Here is a 16,033-nt window from a genome sequence, read left to right as displayed (position 1 = left end):
AACACGCAAAAAACGTCATTTGCCGGCTTTTTCAATCCGGGCGGTTTGTCACCGGTCGCTGCATTGCCGCGTAGAATGCCCGTCTGAATCAATTCTTGAGGCTGCAGTGGTGGATTTACAGCAGGGCTTCGTCCTGACCCGGCATTGGCGCGACACTCCGGCCGGCACCGAAGTCGAGTTCTGGCTGGCGACCGATGCCGGACCGCGCCATGTGCGCCTGCCGCATCAGCCGTCGGTGGCGTTCATCCCGGCGGCGCAGCGCGAGCAGGCCGAGCGCGTGCTCGCGGACGAAAGGAACGTCGAACTGCGCCCCCTGGCCCTGCAGGATTTCGAACATCGCCCGGTGCTCGGGCTGTATTGCCAGCAGCACGGTCAGTTGATGCGCCTGGAAACGGCGCTCAACCGTCACGGTGTCGATGTCTTCGAAGCCGATGTGCGGCCGCCCGAACGCTACCTGATGGAGCGTTTCATCACCGCACCGGTGTGGTTCAGCGGCACGTTCGATGCCGAAGGTGTGCTGCTCGACGCTCACCTCAAGCCCGCGCCCGACTATCGCCCGCAACTGCGGCTGGTCTCGCTGGACATCGAAACCACCGAGCAGGGCGAGTTGTACTCCATCGCGCTGGAAGGCTGCGGCCAACGGCAGGTGTACATGCTCGGCGCGCCGAACGGCGATGACAGCCTTGTCGATTTCGACCTCGAATACTGCGAATCCCGCACGCTGATCCTGAAGAAACTCAACGACTGGTTCGCCCGTCACGATCCCGACGCGATCATCGGCTGGAACCTCGTGCAGTTTGATCTGCGCATCCTCCATGAACATGCCCGGCGCCTTGGCGTGCCGCTCAAGCTTGGGCGCGGTGGCGAGGAAATGCAGTGGCGCGAACACGGCAGCCGCAATCATTACTTCGCGGCAGCGGCAGGAAGGCTGATCATCGACGGCATCGAGTCCCTGCGTTCGGCGACCTGGAGTTTTCCTTCATTCAGCCTGGAAAACGTCGCCCAGACGTTGCTCGGCGAGGGCAAGTCCATCGACAACCCCTACCAGCGCATGGACGAGATCAACCGGATGTTCGCCGAGGACAAACCCGCGCTGGCCCGTTACAACCTCAAGGATTGCGAACTGGTCACGCGGATCTTTGCGAAGACCGAGCTGCTGAAGTTCTTGCTGGAGCGCGCCAGCGTCACCGGCCTGCCGGCGGATCGCAGCGGCGGCTCGGTGGCGGCGTTCACTCATTTGTACATGCCGCTGATGCACCGTCAGGGGTTTGTGGCGCCGAACCTCGGCACCAATCCGCCCCAGGCCAGCCCCGGCGGGTTTGTCATGGACTCGCAACCGGGGCTGTACGAGTCGGTGCTGGTGCTCGATTACAAAAGCCTTTATCCCTCGATCATCCGTACCTTTCTCATCGACCCGGTGGGGTTGATCGAAGGCTTGCAGCACCCCGACGACAGCGACTCGGTGCCGGGCTTTCGTGGTGCGCGGTTTTCCCGCACCCGGCATTGCCTGCCGTCCATCGTCGCCCGGGTCGCCGAGGGCCGCGAGACCGCCAAACGCGAGCGCAACGCGCCGCTGTCCCAGGCGCTGAAGATCATCATGAACGCCTTCTACGGCGTGCTCGGCTCCAGCGGTTGCCGGTTTTTCGATACACGGCTGGCCTCGTCGATCACCTTGCGCGGCCACGAAATCATGCTTCGTACCCGGCAGTTGATCGAGGCCCGGGGGCACACGGTGATCTATGGCGACACCGACTCGACGTTTGTCTGGCTGCGCCGCCTACACGGACAGGAAGAAGCGGCGACGATCGGCCGGGCGCTGGTGCAGTACGTCAACGACTGGTGGCGCGCACATGTGCATGAACAGTACGGGCTGGAAAGCGCGCTCGAATTGCAGTACGAAACCCACTACAAGCGCTTTTTGATGCCCACCATTCGCGGTGCAGAGGAGGGCAGCAAGAAGCGCTACGCCGGCCTGGTGACCCGTGCCGACGGCAGCGAAGAAATGGTCTACAAGGGCCTGGAAACCGTGCGCACCGACTGGTCGCTGCTGGCCCGGCAATTTCAGCAGGAACTGTACGAGCGGATCTTCCAGCGCAAGCCGTATCAGGATTACGTGCGCGAATACGTGCGCAAGACCCTGGCTGGCGAGTTCGACGAGCGACTGGTCTACCGCAAGCGCCTGCGCCGCACCCTCGACGACTACGAGCGCAACGTGCCGCCCCACGTGCGTGCCGCACGGCTGGCGGACGATTACAACGCGCAGCACGGTCGCCCGCGGCAATACCAGAACGGCGGCTGGATCAGCTACGTCATTACCCTGGCCGGCCCCGAGCCGCTGGAAGTGCGGCGTGCGGCCATCGATTACGACCACTACATCACCCGCCAGCTGCAACCGGTGGCGGATGCGATCCTGCCGTTTGTCGACGACGATTTCTCAACCCTGATCGGGGGGCAACTGGGTCTGTTTTGAGTCCAGCAGTTGCAGCGTCCATTCGTCCTGTATGCCGTGGAAATAGCGCTCCAGCGCCTGATGACAGGGGCTGCTTCCATCGGCGAACTGGGCGAACAGGGTCATCGATGAGTGGAATTTCAGGTCGTCCGGATGGCCGAAAATCTCGGCGATCGAACGTTGCTGCACATTCAGCACCAGTTGCGTGCAGGTGCGCAGCCGGGCGCCGAGCAGTCCGTGGGCCAGGTAGGCCCTGGCCTCACCGGCCGAGCCGATGGCGTAGCGTCGCGACATCTCGCTGCCCCCGAGCCCGGCGAACTGCGGAAACACAAACCACATCCAGTGACTGCGCTTGCGGCCTTCGCCGAGTTCGCGCTGGACCCGTTCGAACACCGGGTCCTGGGCCTGGACAAAGCGTTGCAGGTTGAACGGGTCGTACTCATCAGTGCTTCTCATGGCGAAGCCCTCTGCCCGTTGGCGGTGGCTCAGACCATGGCCAGCCGCTGCTTGCGTTGTGGCGCATGAAACGCCTGGTCCAGCGCCGCCAGATCCCCGGCATCGAGCTGCAGTTGCGCCGCCTGTGCATTGAGCTGCACATGTTCCGGGCGCACGGCCTTGGGAATCGCGATCACGCCATCCTGACTCAGAATCCACGCCAGCGAAACCTGTGCCGGGGTCACGCCGTGACGAGCGGCAATCCGTTGCAGCACCGGCTCGGCCAGCATGGCGCCGCCCTGGCCGATCGGACAGTACGCCATCAACGGCATGCGCTGGTGCTGGCACCATGGAAGCAGATCGAATTCGATGCCGCGTTCTTCGAGGTTGTAAAGCACCTGATTGGTCGCGCAGGCCGATGAAGACAGTTCTTCGAGATCGTCGACATCGAAATTCGACACGCCCCAGCGACCGATCTTGCCGTCCTCGCGCAATCGCTCGAAGGCTTCGACGGTTTCCTCCAGTGGATACTGGCCGCGCCAATGCAGCAGATAAAGGTCGATATAGTCGGTGTCGAGCCGGCGCAGGCTGCGTTCGCAAGCCTGGGGAATGCCTTTGCGGCTGGCGTTGTGCGGGTAGACCTTGCTGACCAGGAACACCTGATCGCGCAGGCCGGCGATGGCTTCGCCAACCACGCTTTCGGCACCGCCCTCGGCGTACATTTCGGCGGTGTCGATCAGGGTCATGCCCAGTTCGATGCCGCTGCGCAGGGCCGCCACTTCATGCTTGTGCGCCGAGCGGTCTTCGCCCATGCGCCAGGTGCCCTGGCCAATCACCGGAACCTGCACGCCAGCCAGTTCGAGGGTACGCATTCAAACCTCCTTTCTGAAACGGTCGATACCTTTAAGTGGCAGCAGGATAGCCCATGAGTTCCAAATGAGGCGTGTCGGCCCGTTGAGGCGACTATGGTGAGGTTCTGTTGTTCCGATGTATTGAAAGGGCGTTTTGGAAGTGCGCAAAAAGTTGCGCAGTTACCCGTAATAAAACCACGGTCAAATCTCCGGCATACCCTGCCGATCAAGGCCTCCAGCCAAGTGCGCAAGAAGTTGCACAGTGCTGCGCAACTTCTTGCGCACTTTTTCGCTGTTTCCTACAGAAAAAATTGGAGAATTCCCACACGAAGTTCGTAAGCCCTTGATGGGTAATGGCCATGTGATTGCTGGTATGACTTTTGATTCCTCCTTTGCCGCCTGGACAGGCAATCACGCCGTCCGGTCCTGTCTTTTGAGCAAGGAGAGCATCCCATGGCAACACCAGCGTACATGTCGGTTACCGGCGAAAAACAAGGCCTGATCACTGCCGGCGCTTTCACCGCCGACTCCGTTGGCAACACCTACCAGGAAGGTCACGAAGACCAGGTCATGGTTCAGGCGTTCAGCCACGACGTGATCATCCCGCGTGACCCACAGTCCGGTCAGCCAACCGGTCAGCGCGTTCACAAGCCAGTGATCATCACCAAGGTCTACGACAAGGCTTCGCCTCTGCTGCAAGCTGCTCTGACCTCCGGCGAGCGCATGAGCGAAATCGTCATCCAGTGGTACCGCACTTCGGCTCAAGGTACTCAAGAGCACTACTACACCACCAAACTGGAAGACGCGATCATCGTCGCCATCAACAACAAGATGCACAACTGCCAGGACCCATCGAACGCCCACTTCACCCACCTGGAAGAAGTGCAGTTCACCTACCGCAAAATCACCTGGACCCACGAAGTATCCGGTACTTCGGGTTCCGATGACTGGCGTGCTCCAGTCGTTTAATTACGGCTGACGGTTGTACCGCCTCGGCCGGTTTTGCCGGTCGAGGCGTCTTTACGACTGAAAGTGTTTTTACCGTCGGATCCTTATTGATCGGGCGTGTGTCGCAGCACTGTGCGAGGGACAAGGGAATGTTCTCACCGGCCAACCAGGCTCATTTCAATCTGACCATCGATGGCGCGAACAGCGATTTTCAGGTGCTGTCGTTCACCGGTCGAGAAGCCCTCAACACGCCCTTTGAATTCGAGCTGGAGCTGGTCAGCGAAAAGGCCTCGATCAACCTCGAAAGCCTGCTGCACAAACTGGCGTTCCTTCAGCTGTCGCCGAGCGGCACAGGGATTCACGGGCTGATCTACAGCATCGCCCAGGGCGAGGCGGGCAAGCGCCTGACCCGCTACAAGATTTCCCTGCGCCCGCAGCTTTCGTACCTCGCGCACCGCTTCAATCAGCGCATCTTCCAGCAGATGACCGTGCAGCAAATCATCAGCCAGGTGCTGGAAGAACACGGCATTCTCGCCAGCGACTACCACTTCCAGCTGAGCGCGATCTATCCCGAGCGCGTCTACTGCACGCAGTACGATGAATCGGACCTGCATTTCGTCCAGCGCCTGTGCGAAGAGGAGGGGATTCACTACCACTTCCAGCACACGTCCAGCGGCCACAAACTGACCTTCGGCGATGACCAGACGGTGTTCCCGAAACTCGCGCCCGTGGCCTATCAGCAAGACTCCGGGCAGGTGGCGGACAAACCGGTGGTCAAGCGTTTCGGCCTGCGCCTGGCCACCCGTACCAGCCGCACCACGCGGCGCGATTACGACTTCGTCAAACCGAAGATCGAGCTGGAAAGCGACGCCAAGAGCAGCGCCCAGCCGGACCTGGAAGACTACGATTACCCCGGCCGTTTTGTGGACCGCGAGCGCGGCAAGCACCTGGCCAACCGCAACCTCGAACGCCACCGCAGCGACTATCGCCTGGCCGAGGGCAACAGCGACCAGCCGATTCTGGTCACCGGGCATTTTCTGGCCCTGACCGACCACGCCAACCCGACGTGGAACGACCTCTGGCTGCTCACTGAAATCTTCCACGAAGGCAAGCAGCCGCAAGTGCTGGAAGAGTCGGTGACCAGCGACACCACCGACGACAAGGACGATTTCCATCAGGGTTATCGCAACCGCTTCAGCGCGATCCCGTGGGACGTGCCGTACCGTCCGCCGCTGGACCATCCGAAACCCAAGGTCCTCGGGTCGCAAAGCGCCGTGGTCACCGGCCCGGAAGGTGAAGAAATCTTCTGCGACCAGTACGGCCGGGTGAAGGTGCAGTTCTTCTGGGACCGCGAAGGCCAGCACGACGACAAGACCACCTGCTGGATGCGCGTGGCCTCCAGTTGGGCCGCCGAAACCTTTGGCTCGATCAACATTCCGCGGGTCGGCATGGAAGTGCTGATCACCTTCCTAGAAGGCGACCCCGACCAGCCGCTGATCACCGGTTGCCTGTACCACGGTGCCAACCTGCCGCCGTACAAACTGCCTGACTTCAAGACCCTGGCCACGGTCAAGAGCAAGGAATACAAGGGCAGCCGCGCCAACGAACTGCGCATCGACGACACCACCAGCGAGATCAGCATCGCGCTGCGCAGTGATCACGGTGCGAGTGCGATCAACCTGGGTTACCTGACCCACCCGCGCCCAAGCGGCGGCCAGCCACGGGGCGAAGGTTTCGAACTGCGCACCGACCGCCATGGCGCGGTGCGTGCCGGTGCCGGTCTGCTGATCACCACCGAGCCGCGCCCGAACGAATCGAAACATCACAAGGACCTGCCGGAAACAGCCGAGCGCCTGGCCACCGCCAGCGATCAACAGGACGGTTTCGCCACGCAGGCCAAAGAGCTGCAAGCCCAAGAGGCCGGCGACCAGGACGACGTGGCCAAAGCCCTGCACGCCCAGCATCAAGGGGTGCTCGGTTCGGGACCAGCGAACCTTACCGCCAACGAATTCCCCGAGTTCACCGAACCGCATCTGGTGTTGGCGAGCCCGGCCGGCATCGCCCTGACCACGCCACGCTCCAGCCACATCGCCACCGGCGAACACCTGGCGCTGAGCAGCACCGGGCACACCAGTTTTTCCATCGGCAAACGCCTGCTCGCCAGTGCCAGCCGCGGCATGCGCCTGTTCGTGCAGAGCATGGGCTGGCGTCTGGTGGCGGCCTCCGGCGACATCGACGTCAAGGCACTGAAGGACAGCATCAACCTGCTGGCCAAACTCAACATCACCGCCAACGCTGACCGCATCACCATCACCGCCAAAACCGAACTGGTGATCCAGGGCGGCGGCAGCGCCACGACCTACAACGCCGGCGGCATCACCCACGCCACCAGCGGCCCGTACACCGCCCACGCGGCGAACTTCGCCTACACCGGCGCCAAAAGTCTGGCCGGCGTGTTCCCGGAACCGCCGAAACCGGGCAAGGGCAATCTTGAGCTGTTCAACCAGTACGCCGGGCGTCAAGGCATCAAGGAAGGCGACTACGAAGTCATCGATGCGCTGGGCAAAAGCATCAAGGGCAAGCTCGACGCCAAGGGCTTCGCCAGCGTTGCCGGCGCCGCGCCGGGCCCGGCCCGTGTCCTCTTCGGCCAGGATCCGGCAGACACCTGGAGTGAGGGCAGCTACATCGGCAAGCCGGAGTGGCCGTTGAGTCCGCCGGGTGCAGAAGATGTGCCGAGTCAGGTGCAGGCGATGGTGGCGCAGGCGTTGCCGAGCAAGAACTGGGATGTTTTGGAGAAGGGTAAGGGCATGGTGCAAACAGGGATGAATGCGATGCAGACCGCGCAAGGCACTATGCAAACGGCGCAGCAGGTGAAAGGCGTGATTCAGGGTGGGGCGGCCGGGTTGCCGAAGCTGGCGAGTGCGGCGATGCCGAGTGCGTCGGGGATTCTCGGGGCGGCGAGCAAGGCGGGCAAGTTGCCAACGCTTCCGGCTCCAGCCCTGCCAAAAACTTCTATTAAAACCCCGGGCCTGCCGGCGGGTGAGATGCTGTCATGACCACTGAAACTGCTGTTGTGAAACGTGAGCCTCAGGTTGCCGTCGTTCCGCTCAATGTTATCGACGCAAAGGATGTTGGACGCGGAGCGGCTAAATTCGATGCCTGGCTCCAATCCATCAGCGGAGGTGTTGTTACGCTTGACCGGATTAAAAACGTTGCGGGCTCGTTGCCTGTGGTTGGCAACATCATGGCGCTGGTCGACGCATTGGGTGACATCGTTACGTTATCCAAGAGCAAAAAGCGCGAAGTGCTCGATTGGGTCAGTCTGGGCATCAACTTGATAGGTGTGCTGCCTGCACCACCTAGCATGGCTGCGGCACGCATGAGTCTGCGGCCCACGCTGTTCCTGGTTAGACAGGAGTTGCGTAGCAGCGCAAAGATGTTGCTCGGCGACTCATTGATCGAAGTCTTGATTGGTCATCTGAATGCCACGATCGTCGGTACTATTGACGACTTCGCGAAACAGGCCCAGGGAAAGTTGGCCGGCATACTTTCTGATGCAGGCAAGCTTGGTGAGAGTGCGATCAACGAGATTGCGAAAGGACTTGAAACCGTTGTCAAAGGTGAGCTCGATACAAAGGGCTCTGTGCAGGCTGCGAAGAAGCAGATCAGCGCTGCTGGCGACAAACTGCTCAGTGATCCGAAGGCTGCCATAGGCAACATTTTCGGAGCGGTATTCAGCGCATACAAAGCTGCTGGTAAAGGGCTGGCCAATAGCGCCTCGCGGGCTCTGATGCCTGACGAGGTCAAACACCTGGTACTGAGCCATACCTCTACCTTGCGAGCAATGGGGCCGGAACTGCGCGGTCAACTGACCAAGCTGAGTGACCCAGGTGTCCAGCATTCGATCGGTTGGTTGCTCGTCATGCTGACTGGGGCCGTTGCCAGCTGGCGCAAGCGTAATGCTCATGGACAGAGCGCCAGTGTCAAACCGGGTGCGACCAGTAAAGCTCAACGTCAGGGTACTGATGGTCAACTGGGCGCGAGCAGTAAGGAAAGCCCGGCAAGTCAGGCCGCGAAGGGGGATAAGAACGGTTGCTGTACCGGTACTTGCAACAGTATCAACTTTGCACTGGGCTCAGAATCCTTGAGCCACACCGACTTCAGCCTGCCCGGTCCATTCCCGATTGAATGGGTGCGTACTTACAGCTCTCGATTTGATGCATTTGACACGAGCGAGTTGGGAGCACGGTGGGTGACGGAGTTTTCCACCCGGTTTGACTGTCGGGGCGACGGATTAGTGTTTTTTGGCGCCGACGGTCGAAGTATTGACTTCCCATTGCCCAAAGTTGGCCAATTCCAATATAACGCCGTTGAAAACGTCACACTCGTACGCTTGAGCGAAGATCAACTTTTGGTTTGCTTTGGTTTCGAGCGAAAAGAAACCTATGTGCGCCGTGGTCGCAGTTACTGGCTGACGAATGTGGTGATGCGTAATGGTGCCGGGTTGATGCTGCATTACGAGCATCGCCACGGTGATGTCTCTGTTCTTTCAGATCTGATCACTTATCAGGATGACGTGACTCAGGTTCTCCTACATGTAGGTACTCTCATCGACGACCATGGCCGGATAACAGGCCTCTGGGAAATTTGCGATGGTTCACCCCGGCGGCAACTCTGCAGCTATCAGTACGATGACTTCGGGGACTTGGTTCAGGCACAAGATGAGAACGGGGCGGCCTGGGAATACCAATACCAACACCATCTACTTACCCGATATACCGATCGCACCGGCCGTGGCATGAATCTGCAATGGCAAGGGCACACCGCTGATGCTAAAGCTGTTCGCGAATGGGCTGACGACGGCAGTTTCGATACTCGCCTGGATTGGGACGAAAACATTCGTCTCACGTACGTTACTGACGCACACGGCAATGAGACTTGGCACTACTACGACATTTTGGGTTACACCTATCGAATTCGATATCCGGACGAACGATCGGAGTGGTTCTTCCGCGATGAAGCCAAAAATGTGATTCGTCACGTTCATACCGACGGAAGTACTGAACGTTACAGTTATGACGAGCGAGGTAACTTGCTCGAGCACATAAGTCCCGACGGAAGTGTGGCTCACTATGCTTATGACGATCAGAATCAGTTGATCAAGATCAGCGATGCTGAAGGGGGGCGGTGGGAACGCGCCTACGATGACGCTGGAAATCTGGTGGAGTCCGTCGATCCATTGGGCAATAAGACGGAGTATGCCTATGACAAGGCTGGTCGACCTGTTGCTATCAAGGACGCCAATGGCAACGAAAAGAAACTCGAATACAACGATGCAGGCTTGTTGCTGAAATACACAGACTGTTCGGGTAAGGCCAGTGCCTGGGAATACAACGAACGCGGTCAGATGATCTGCTTCACTGATGCAGCGGGACAGAGTACTGAATACCAGTACGAGTCGGGACATGTTGTACTTGTTACGCATTCCGATAAAACTGAAGAACACTTTAAACGAGACGCCGAAGGGCGTTTGCTGACCCATGTTGATGGCCTGGATCGCTGCACGACCTGGACTTACACGGCAGCGGGGTTGATCGCCGAGAGAGTCGATGCTTGCGAACAGAGTCTCAGTTATCGCTGGGATCGGCTGGGACGCCTGGTGGCACTCGAAAACGAGAACAATCAACGTACCCAGTTCCATTACGATCCGGTAGGACGACTCCTTGAGGAGACGGGGTTCGACGGTCGCACGACTCGATATCAGTACGATCCCGAAACTGGCCGATTGGCTCAGGCTGTATCCGCAGAGCGCGTTATCTCAATGACGTTCGATCCGAAGGGACGATTGATCGGGCGTCACGCGAGTCTTGGCGAGACAGCTCAAAGCGAGACCTTTGCTTACGACGGCAATGGAAACATGGTCATGGCCACGAACGATCAGAGCCGCCTGCAGTGGTTCTATGATCCGGCGGGCAATCTGACGAGAGAGCACCAGCACTATCTGGGTCTTGAGCAGCCGACAGTTGCTATCTGGAAGCATGAGTATGACGTGCTCAATCAATGCGTTGCGACGACTCGCCCAGACGGTCACCGTGTCAGTTGGCTGACCTATGGCAGTGGCCACTTGCTTGCGCTGCGTCTGGATGAGCACGAGCTGGTCGGGTATGAGCGTGACGACCTGCATCGAGAGGTTGCCCGTCATCAGGGCAACCATTTATTGCAAACGCAGAAGTGGGACCCTGCTGGTCGTCTGCAAGAGCAATTACTGGCGCGAGTGGATGACAAGTCCACATTGCTCAAGCGCGAATACAAGTATGACGCTGTCGGCCAATTGTCGGAGCTCAACGATAGTCGCCGAGGCCCAGCAGTCTATCGCTATGATCCGGTCGGGCGATTGCTCAGTGCCGTAAGCCGTAATGGATTGGAGACATTCTCTTTCGACCCGGCCAGTAACCTGCTCGATGAAAAGGCTTCAGAGGTACGCAGGCCTCTGGAACTCGATCCTCCACGCAGCAAGCTTCTGGATAACCTGATACGCGAGTATGCCGGTACCCACTATGAATACGACGAACGCGGAAATCAGACGCTGCGTTGGCACAATGGCAACCGCAGTCAATTGCGGTGGGATTTGTTTGATCGACTGGTTCATTTTGAAGACTCTCGTCTCTCTGTCGAGTTTGCTTACGATGCGCTGGGGCGTCGGATTTACAAGAATTCGACGGCGCACTTCAAGCATCGTCACGAAGCCGGTTCGCACTGGAATCGAAATGAACAGGGACGCATACAGCGTGAGCTCGGTTGCAGCCTGACACTCTACGGCTGGGATGGAGACAATTTGTCGTGGGAAAGCAGCCCTGCCGACATGGACGGCGGTACCGGGCGTACCGTGCATTACATTTATGAGCCGGGCACGTTTATACCCATAGCGCAGGCGCTTCGACAGAGTCCGATCAATTTGGTTGGTCAGCCTGAGTACCTCGGGAGTTACAGCCTCGATGATGACCCGTTATGGGCTCATGAGCCGAAGGCGCAACCCTTCGATGTGTTGGCCTGGTATCAGTGTGATCATCTGGGGACTCCCCTCGAGCTGACAGACCAAAAGGGGCAGGTGGTGTGGGCAGCTCGTTACCAGGCGTGGGGACAAGTAAAGGAAGAGAAGACCAGTTTTGCTGTCCAGCACGGATTGACCAACCCCATACGTTTCCAGGGGCAATATCACGACCATGAAACGGGTCTGCACTATAACCGCTACAGATACTACGATCCGCAGGTCGGGCGCTTCATCTCGAAGGATCCGATAGGCCTGGCTGGTGGTATCAACCTTCACCAATACGCACCTAATCCAACCCAGTGGATCGACCCGCTTGGTCTGGTGAAAAAAGCCCCGTCAAAGGTCGCACTGAAAGATGGTCATGGAGCATCGGCTCAAGACATGGCGGCGAGCAAGGTCGGTGGTGGCAGTCGGAAAGGGCAGTCTGCTTGCCGCAAAAAGCTTATTGCCAAGAGCAAGCCTGTGGGTGTCTACAAGTGCTGGCGTTGTGGACATACCTCTACAAACCCGGATGACATGCACTTGGGCCACAAGAACGTGGCGACGTCCAATGGTGGCAACCTCGCCGATGTAAACGTGGATCTTGAGGGCGCATCCTGTAACCTGAGCGCTGGGAACAGTGGTTATGTGAAAGAGGGTATGTCGTGTGTTGAACGTGGAAGCTGCGGAGCACCGTATGGACGATAGAAGCGCACCTGTTTTGATTCAAGTATTCGTCGCAGATGACGATGGCCCGGTGTACGAGGAACTGCCGGCTCGACAGGTTGCGGAGGATACATATGAGCTGCTTTCCTCTCCGGGCCTGGCGCTGAATCTGGCACGGGGTGATGTGATCTCGATCAAGAACAAAAACGCCCATGCAGACGTGTTGAAGCGAGGTGGCAATTTTTGCATCCACATTTATGCCGATTACATTCCCCCTGAGGAAATAGACGGACTTGAACGAGGTGTCGGTCTTGAGCTGGGTGGAACACTGGACGGTGTACATGAGGGCAACCTCTCGCTAGCCGTCCCGGCGATCAATGGGATGGATAAGATCAATCAGTTTTTTGATCGGTTTAGCGAGAAAACCGGCATCCAATGGTATTACGCAAACATCTATAAAAACATTGATGACGACGAGGACGAGACGCTTCTGAACTGGTGGCTACAGAGTTGAAGTGATGGGCGAAGAACAACACGGTGGTCGGAGGAAAATCTCTTGAGCGAGCTTGAAACGACCACTCCTGACTCGTCTCAGAGAATACTCTGTGAAAAATATGGGCTCGCCATCCAGCCCCCTGAGGACATGGTTGCTGTCGCCCTGAAGACACTCGGCCGATCTCCCATTTACGGCAGTAGAGTGGAGCTTCCCGAAGGAGGAAATGTAAGTTGGTTCATTCACTGCGGAGAGTATTGTGCTGCGGATGATTTTTACCAGGCTGTCCATGTTCGCCACTTGAGTAAAATTCTTCCGCAGACGGTGAGCTTTCTCTCTCTGCCCACAGGGGCAAAGTTCATTACTGATGCGCAAGGGTATGAAGACGTATGGATGACTGAGTAACGATAAATAGAGGAACCGGAGGAAAACCTGTTTCAATGCTGCTCAAGACAACGTTGATGTATGAGTAGTCAATACTTGTCAAAGGAGTGACGCGATGAAAGACGCAATCCGCTTGGGCGACTCCACCACACACGGTGGCAAGGTGATCGAAGCATTCTCCCAAACCAACCTCAACGGTAAGCCAATTGCCGGGGTTGGTCACAAAGTCAGCTGTCCCTTGTGCAAAGGGGTTTTTCCTATTGCCGAGGGCAGCAGCACCTACACCGTCGATGGCGTGCCCATCGCGCTGGACGGCATGAAAACCGCCTGTGGAGCCGCGTTGATTTCCAGTGGCCCGAAAGGCGCCGTAATCAGCTGAGTCCCTGAATTTCGGTTACTTCTGTCTGCCTTGGTCGATATCCAGAGTGGGCAGGGCCGGTCCAGGGGTTCAAGAAGCAAAAAGGTCGCAGCCTGCGACAGCTCTGCATGAGGATTGATTTTCCCCTGTAGACGCTGCCGCAGGCTGCGATCTTTTGCTTTCACTTCGCAGAAAACTTCAACACCACGCTCTGGGTGTAGGTCTGTCCCGGATCCAGTCGGGTGCTCGGGAAGTTCGGCTGGTTCGGCGAGTCCGGGTAGTGCTGGGTTTCCAGGGTGAACGCACTCCAGTGCGGATAGACCTTGCCACCCTTGCCCTTGACCGTGCCGTCGAGGAAGTTGCTGGTGTAGAACTGCACACCCGGTTCGCTGGTGTACAGCTGCAGGTGGCGACCGGATTGCGGGTCGCTGACTTCGGCGGCGAGTTTGCTGACGTCACCCTGGGTGTCCAGCGCCCAGTTGAAATCGAAGCCGCCTTGTTTTTCTTCGGCGAATTTCAGTTGTGGGTGATCGGCCTTGATGTGCTGGCCGATGGCGGTGGGTTTGGTGAAGTCCATCGGCGTGCCGGCCACCGGGGCCAGTTCGCCGGTCGGGATCAGTTTGGCGGTGACCGGGGTGTAATGGCTGGCGTGCAGGGTGGCGACCTGCTTGAGGATGTCGCCATTACCGGCACCGGCGAGGTTGAAGTAGCTGTGGTTGGTCAGGTTGAGCACTGTCGGTTTGTCGGTGCTGGCCTTGTAGTCGATGCGCAGCTCGTTGGAGTCGGTGAGGCGGTAGGTCACTTCGGTGGTGAGGTTACCGGGGAAACCCATTTCGCCATCTGCCGACAGGTAGGTCAGGGTCACGCCGACCGAATCCTTGTCTTTGGTTTCCGTTGCCTTCCAGACCTTTTTGTCGAAACCCTGCGTGCCGCCGTGCAAGGCATTGGTCTTGTCGTTCTGCGGCACTTGATAGCGCTTGCCGTCGAGTTCGAAGGCGCCATCGGCCAGACGATTGCCGAAGCGTCCGATGGTCGCGCCGAAGTACGCGGTGCCTTTCTGGTAACCCTGCACATCGTCGAAACCGAGAACGATGTCGTCGAGCCTGCCGTGTTTGTCCGGCACCCGCAGCGCCTGCAAGGTCGCGCCGTAGGTGATGACCGTGGCCTGCATGCCGTGGCTGTTGCGCAGGATGTATTGCTCGACCGGCGTGCCGTCATTGGTTTTGCCGAACGCTTTGTGTTCGCTGGTCAGGCCTGCGGCCTGGGCGGAGAGGGTGGCGATCATCAGGGACAGTCCGAGGCCGCAGAGTGATTGTCGGGATTGAAGCATGGTTGACCTTCCTTTTTTGTTGTTGTTTTCAAAATCACTAAATAGTCATGCTAATTGTCGTTTGAATGAAAACTTATAGACGATTAAACGCCTATTGCAAAAATAAAGTCGGACTAAATGGTGACTCGTCAAACGCCGAAAGTCGGGAAAACTCTGCGGCACCGCACTTTTGCGCAATCCCCGGCTCTATCCATGGCCAGGTTGCGGTGACTCCCGCCGCACAGGAATGTGTCCGTCAAAGAATTCATGCCGAGAGTTTTGCTCCACATCGCTGCATTCATTCATCGCCCGTGTCTGCTGCTGGCCTGCCTGTCGACGCTGTTGCTCGGCGCCTGCAGCCACCAGGACGGCAACAATTTCATCAGTCAGATGCGCGAGGGCAGGCCTCAGGAATTTCTCCAGACCAGCGTAGACCGCATGGCCACGCTGGCGATGCGCGACAATCTCGACAGCCTCTATCGCTTGATGGGTAAGTTGTACCTGCGCAACCCGGACGAGTTGCGCAAATCCGGCTTCCTCGACATTCGTACGGCGGTCAAGCAGGTGCGGTTGGCCATTGAGCAGCAGCAACCGCTGCCGACTCTCGGCGGGAAGAAAGATCTGGCGGCACTGAGCTATGCCATGAGCCCGGAGTTTCTGGGTGACCGGGTCGGCGCCTTCATCTATGCCATCGGCAGCATGCTGGTCACCGCTCACGGCAACCGTACCGAGTTCTACATGACCGATGCGATCAACCCGACCTTCGTCAACAACGCCGCGCGCAACATCGAGAAAGCCACGTGGATCCTTGCCCAGCGGCAGAACAAGGAAGGTCAGCCGCTGCTGTTTTCCAATGAGATATCGGAGGAGGGCAGCAACCTGAGCTTCGCCACGGAGTTCGGCAAAGTCGTGGCGCGTCTGGATCTGTTGACCCAGATGCTCGACGAGCGCTATCGGCGCATCGGTTTGAATTACGCCCAGAGCCTGCTGTTCTTGAATTTTTTGCCGGTACAGTGAAATGGCATAACGATAGATCGGATCGATATAGGTGGTTATAAGAAAAATCGCTATGCTGCGGACCGGATTTTTCCTGTCGTCTTCTGGATGTTT

At 58.4% G+C, this 16,033-nt stretch carries 11 protein-coding genes; 8 read left to right on the top strand and 3 right to left on the bottom strand.

Going from position 1 to position 16,033, the window contains the following annotated elements; translation table 11 throughout:
- Positions 1 to 109: 109 nt before the first annotated feature.
- A complete protein-coding gene (locus BBF94_RS12745; protein ID WP_176704453.1) occupies positions 110 to 2,470 on the top strand; it encodes a DNA polymerase II in 2,361 nt (786 codons plus the stop codon).
- On the opposite strand, the gene BBF94_RS12740 is transcribed toward BBF94_RS12745, so the two are convergent.
- Complete coding sequence (locus BBF94_RS12740; RefSeq protein ID WP_065259377.1) at positions 2,435 to 2,905, bottom strand: DUF1810 domain-containing protein; 471 nt, start codon at positions 2,903 to 2,905, stop codon at positions 2,435 to 2,437. The genes BBF94_RS12745 and BBF94_RS12740 overlap by 36 nt on opposite strands.
- A gap of 29 nt (positions 2,906 to 2,934) precedes the next feature.
- Positions 2,935 to 3,756 (bottom strand): aldo/keto reductase, encoded by an 822-nt coding sequence (locus BBF94_RS12735; protein ID WP_065259376.1) that lies wholly within the window; start codon positions 3,754 to 3,756, stop codon positions 2,935 to 2,937.
- Positions 3,757 to 4,188: 432 nt separating this feature from the next.
- On the opposite strand from BBF94_RS12735, the gene BBF94_RS12730 reads away from it, so the two are divergent.
- The 6 genes from BBF94_RS12730 to BBF94_RS12705 all read left to right on the top strand — a co-directional run bounded on the left by BBF94_RS12730 (position 4,189) and on the right by BBF94_RS12705 (position 13,635).
- Positions 4,189 to 4,704 (top strand): Hcp family type VI secretion system effector, encoded by a 516-nt coding sequence (locus BBF94_RS12730; RefSeq protein ID WP_039767797.1) that lies wholly within the window; start codon positions 4,189 to 4,191, stop codon positions 4,702 to 4,704.
- 128 nt (positions 4,705 to 4,832) lie between these two features.
- Complete coding sequence (locus tag BBF94_RS12725; RefSeq protein ID WP_065259375.1) at positions 4,833 to 7,739, top strand: type VI secretion system Vgr family protein; 2,907 nt, start codon at positions 4,833 to 4,835, stop codon at positions 7,737 to 7,739.
- On the top strand, positions 7,736 to 12,421 hold the full coding sequence (locus BBF94_RS12720) for an RHS repeat-associated core domain-containing protein (RefSeq protein WP_082302396.1): 4,686 nt from the start codon (positions 7,736 to 7,738) through the stop codon (positions 12,419 to 12,421). The genes BBF94_RS12725 and BBF94_RS12720 overlap by 4 nt, the downstream gene beginning before the upstream one ends.
- The gene (locus tag BBF94_RS12715; RefSeq protein ID WP_065259374.1) at positions 12,411 to 12,893 is read left to right on the top strand and encodes a DUF4265 domain-containing protein; all 483 of its coding nucleotides are present in this window, start codon (positions 12,411 to 12,413) and stop codon (positions 12,891 to 12,893) included. Before BBF94_RS12720 ends, BBF94_RS12715 begins: the two co-directional genes overlap by 11 nt.
- Positions 12,894 to 12,935: 42 nt before the next feature.
- Positions 12,936 to 13,277 carry an immunity protein Imm33 domain-containing protein gene (locus BBF94_RS12710; RefSeq protein WP_065259373.1) on the top strand — a complete coding sequence of 114 codons (342 nt, stop codon included), beginning with the start codon at positions 12,936 to 12,938 and terminating at the stop codon, positions 13,275 to 13,277.
- Positions 13,278 to 13,371: 94 nt separating this feature from the next.
- Complete coding sequence (locus BBF94_RS12705) at positions 13,372 to 13,635, top strand: PAAR domain-containing protein (RefSeq protein ID WP_065259372.1); 264 nt, start codon at positions 13,372 to 13,374, stop codon at positions 13,633 to 13,635.
- Between the two features lie 160 nt (positions 13,636 to 13,795).
- On the opposite strand, the gene BBF94_RS12700 is transcribed toward BBF94_RS12705, so the two are convergent.
- Positions 13,796 to 14,944 carry an aldose epimerase family protein gene (locus BBF94_RS12700; RefSeq protein ID WP_065259371.1) on the bottom strand — a complete coding sequence of 383 codons (1,149 nt, stop codon included), beginning with the start codon at positions 14,942 to 14,944 and terminating at the stop codon, positions 13,796 to 13,798.
- Between the two features lie 246 nt (positions 14,945 to 15,190).
- Here BBF94_RS12700 and BBF94_RS12695 point away from each other — a divergent pair, with 246 nt between their 5' ends.
- Positions 15,191 to 15,940 carry a hypothetical protein gene (locus BBF94_RS12695; RefSeq protein WP_065259452.1) on the top strand — a complete coding sequence of 250 codons (750 nt, stop codon included), beginning with the start codon at positions 15,191 to 15,193 and terminating at the stop codon, positions 15,938 to 15,940.
- Positions 15,941 to 16,033 lie beyond the last annotated feature (93 nt).

Source organism: Pseudomonas bananamidigenes, from assembly GCF_001679645.1.
Classification (GTDB): Bacteria; Pseudomonadota; Gammaproteobacteria; order Pseudomonadales; family Pseudomonadaceae; genus Aquipseudomonas; species Aquipseudomonas bananamidigenes.
Note: the sequence above shows the minus strand (reverse complement) of the source record. Positions and strands in the feature narration are given on the sequence as shown.

Excerpts from the sequence above, each read along its gene's own strand:
- BBF94_RS12740 (WP_065259377.1), bottom strand. The coding sequence starts at position 2,905 with ATGAGAAGCACTGATGAGTACGACCCGTTCAACCTGCAACGCTTTGTC.
- BBF94_RS12735 (WP_065259376.1), bottom strand. The coding sequence starts at position 3,756 with ATGCGTACCCTCGAACTGGCTGGCGTGCAGGTTCCGGTGATTGGCCAG.
- BBF94_RS12730 (WP_039767797.1), top strand. The coding sequence starts at position 4,189 with ATGGCAACACCAGCGTACATGTCGGTTACCGGCGAAAAACAAGGCCTG.
- BBF94_RS12725 (WP_065259375.1), top strand. The coding sequence starts at position 4,833 with ATGTTCTCACCGGCCAACCAGGCTCATTTCAATCTGACCATCGATGGC.
- BBF94_RS12720 (WP_082302396.1), top strand. The coding sequence starts at position 7,736 with ATGACCACTGAAACTGCTGTTGTGAAACGTGAGCCTCAGGTTGCCGTC.
- BBF94_RS12715 (WP_065259374.1), top strand. The coding sequence starts at position 12,411 with ATGGACGATAGAAGCGCACCTGTTTTGATTCAAGTATTCGTCGCAGAT.
- BBF94_RS12705 (WP_065259372.1), top strand. The coding sequence starts at position 13,372 with ATGAAAGACGCAATCCGCTTGGGCGACTCCACCACACACGGTGGCAAG.
- BBF94_RS12700 (WP_065259371.1), bottom strand. The coding sequence starts at position 14,944 with ATGCTTCAATCCCGACAATCACTCTGCGGCCTCGGACTGTCCCTGATG.
- BBF94_RS12695 (WP_065259452.1), top strand. The coding sequence starts at position 15,191 with ATGCCGAGAGTTTTGCTCCACATCGCTGCATTCATTCATCGCCCGTGT.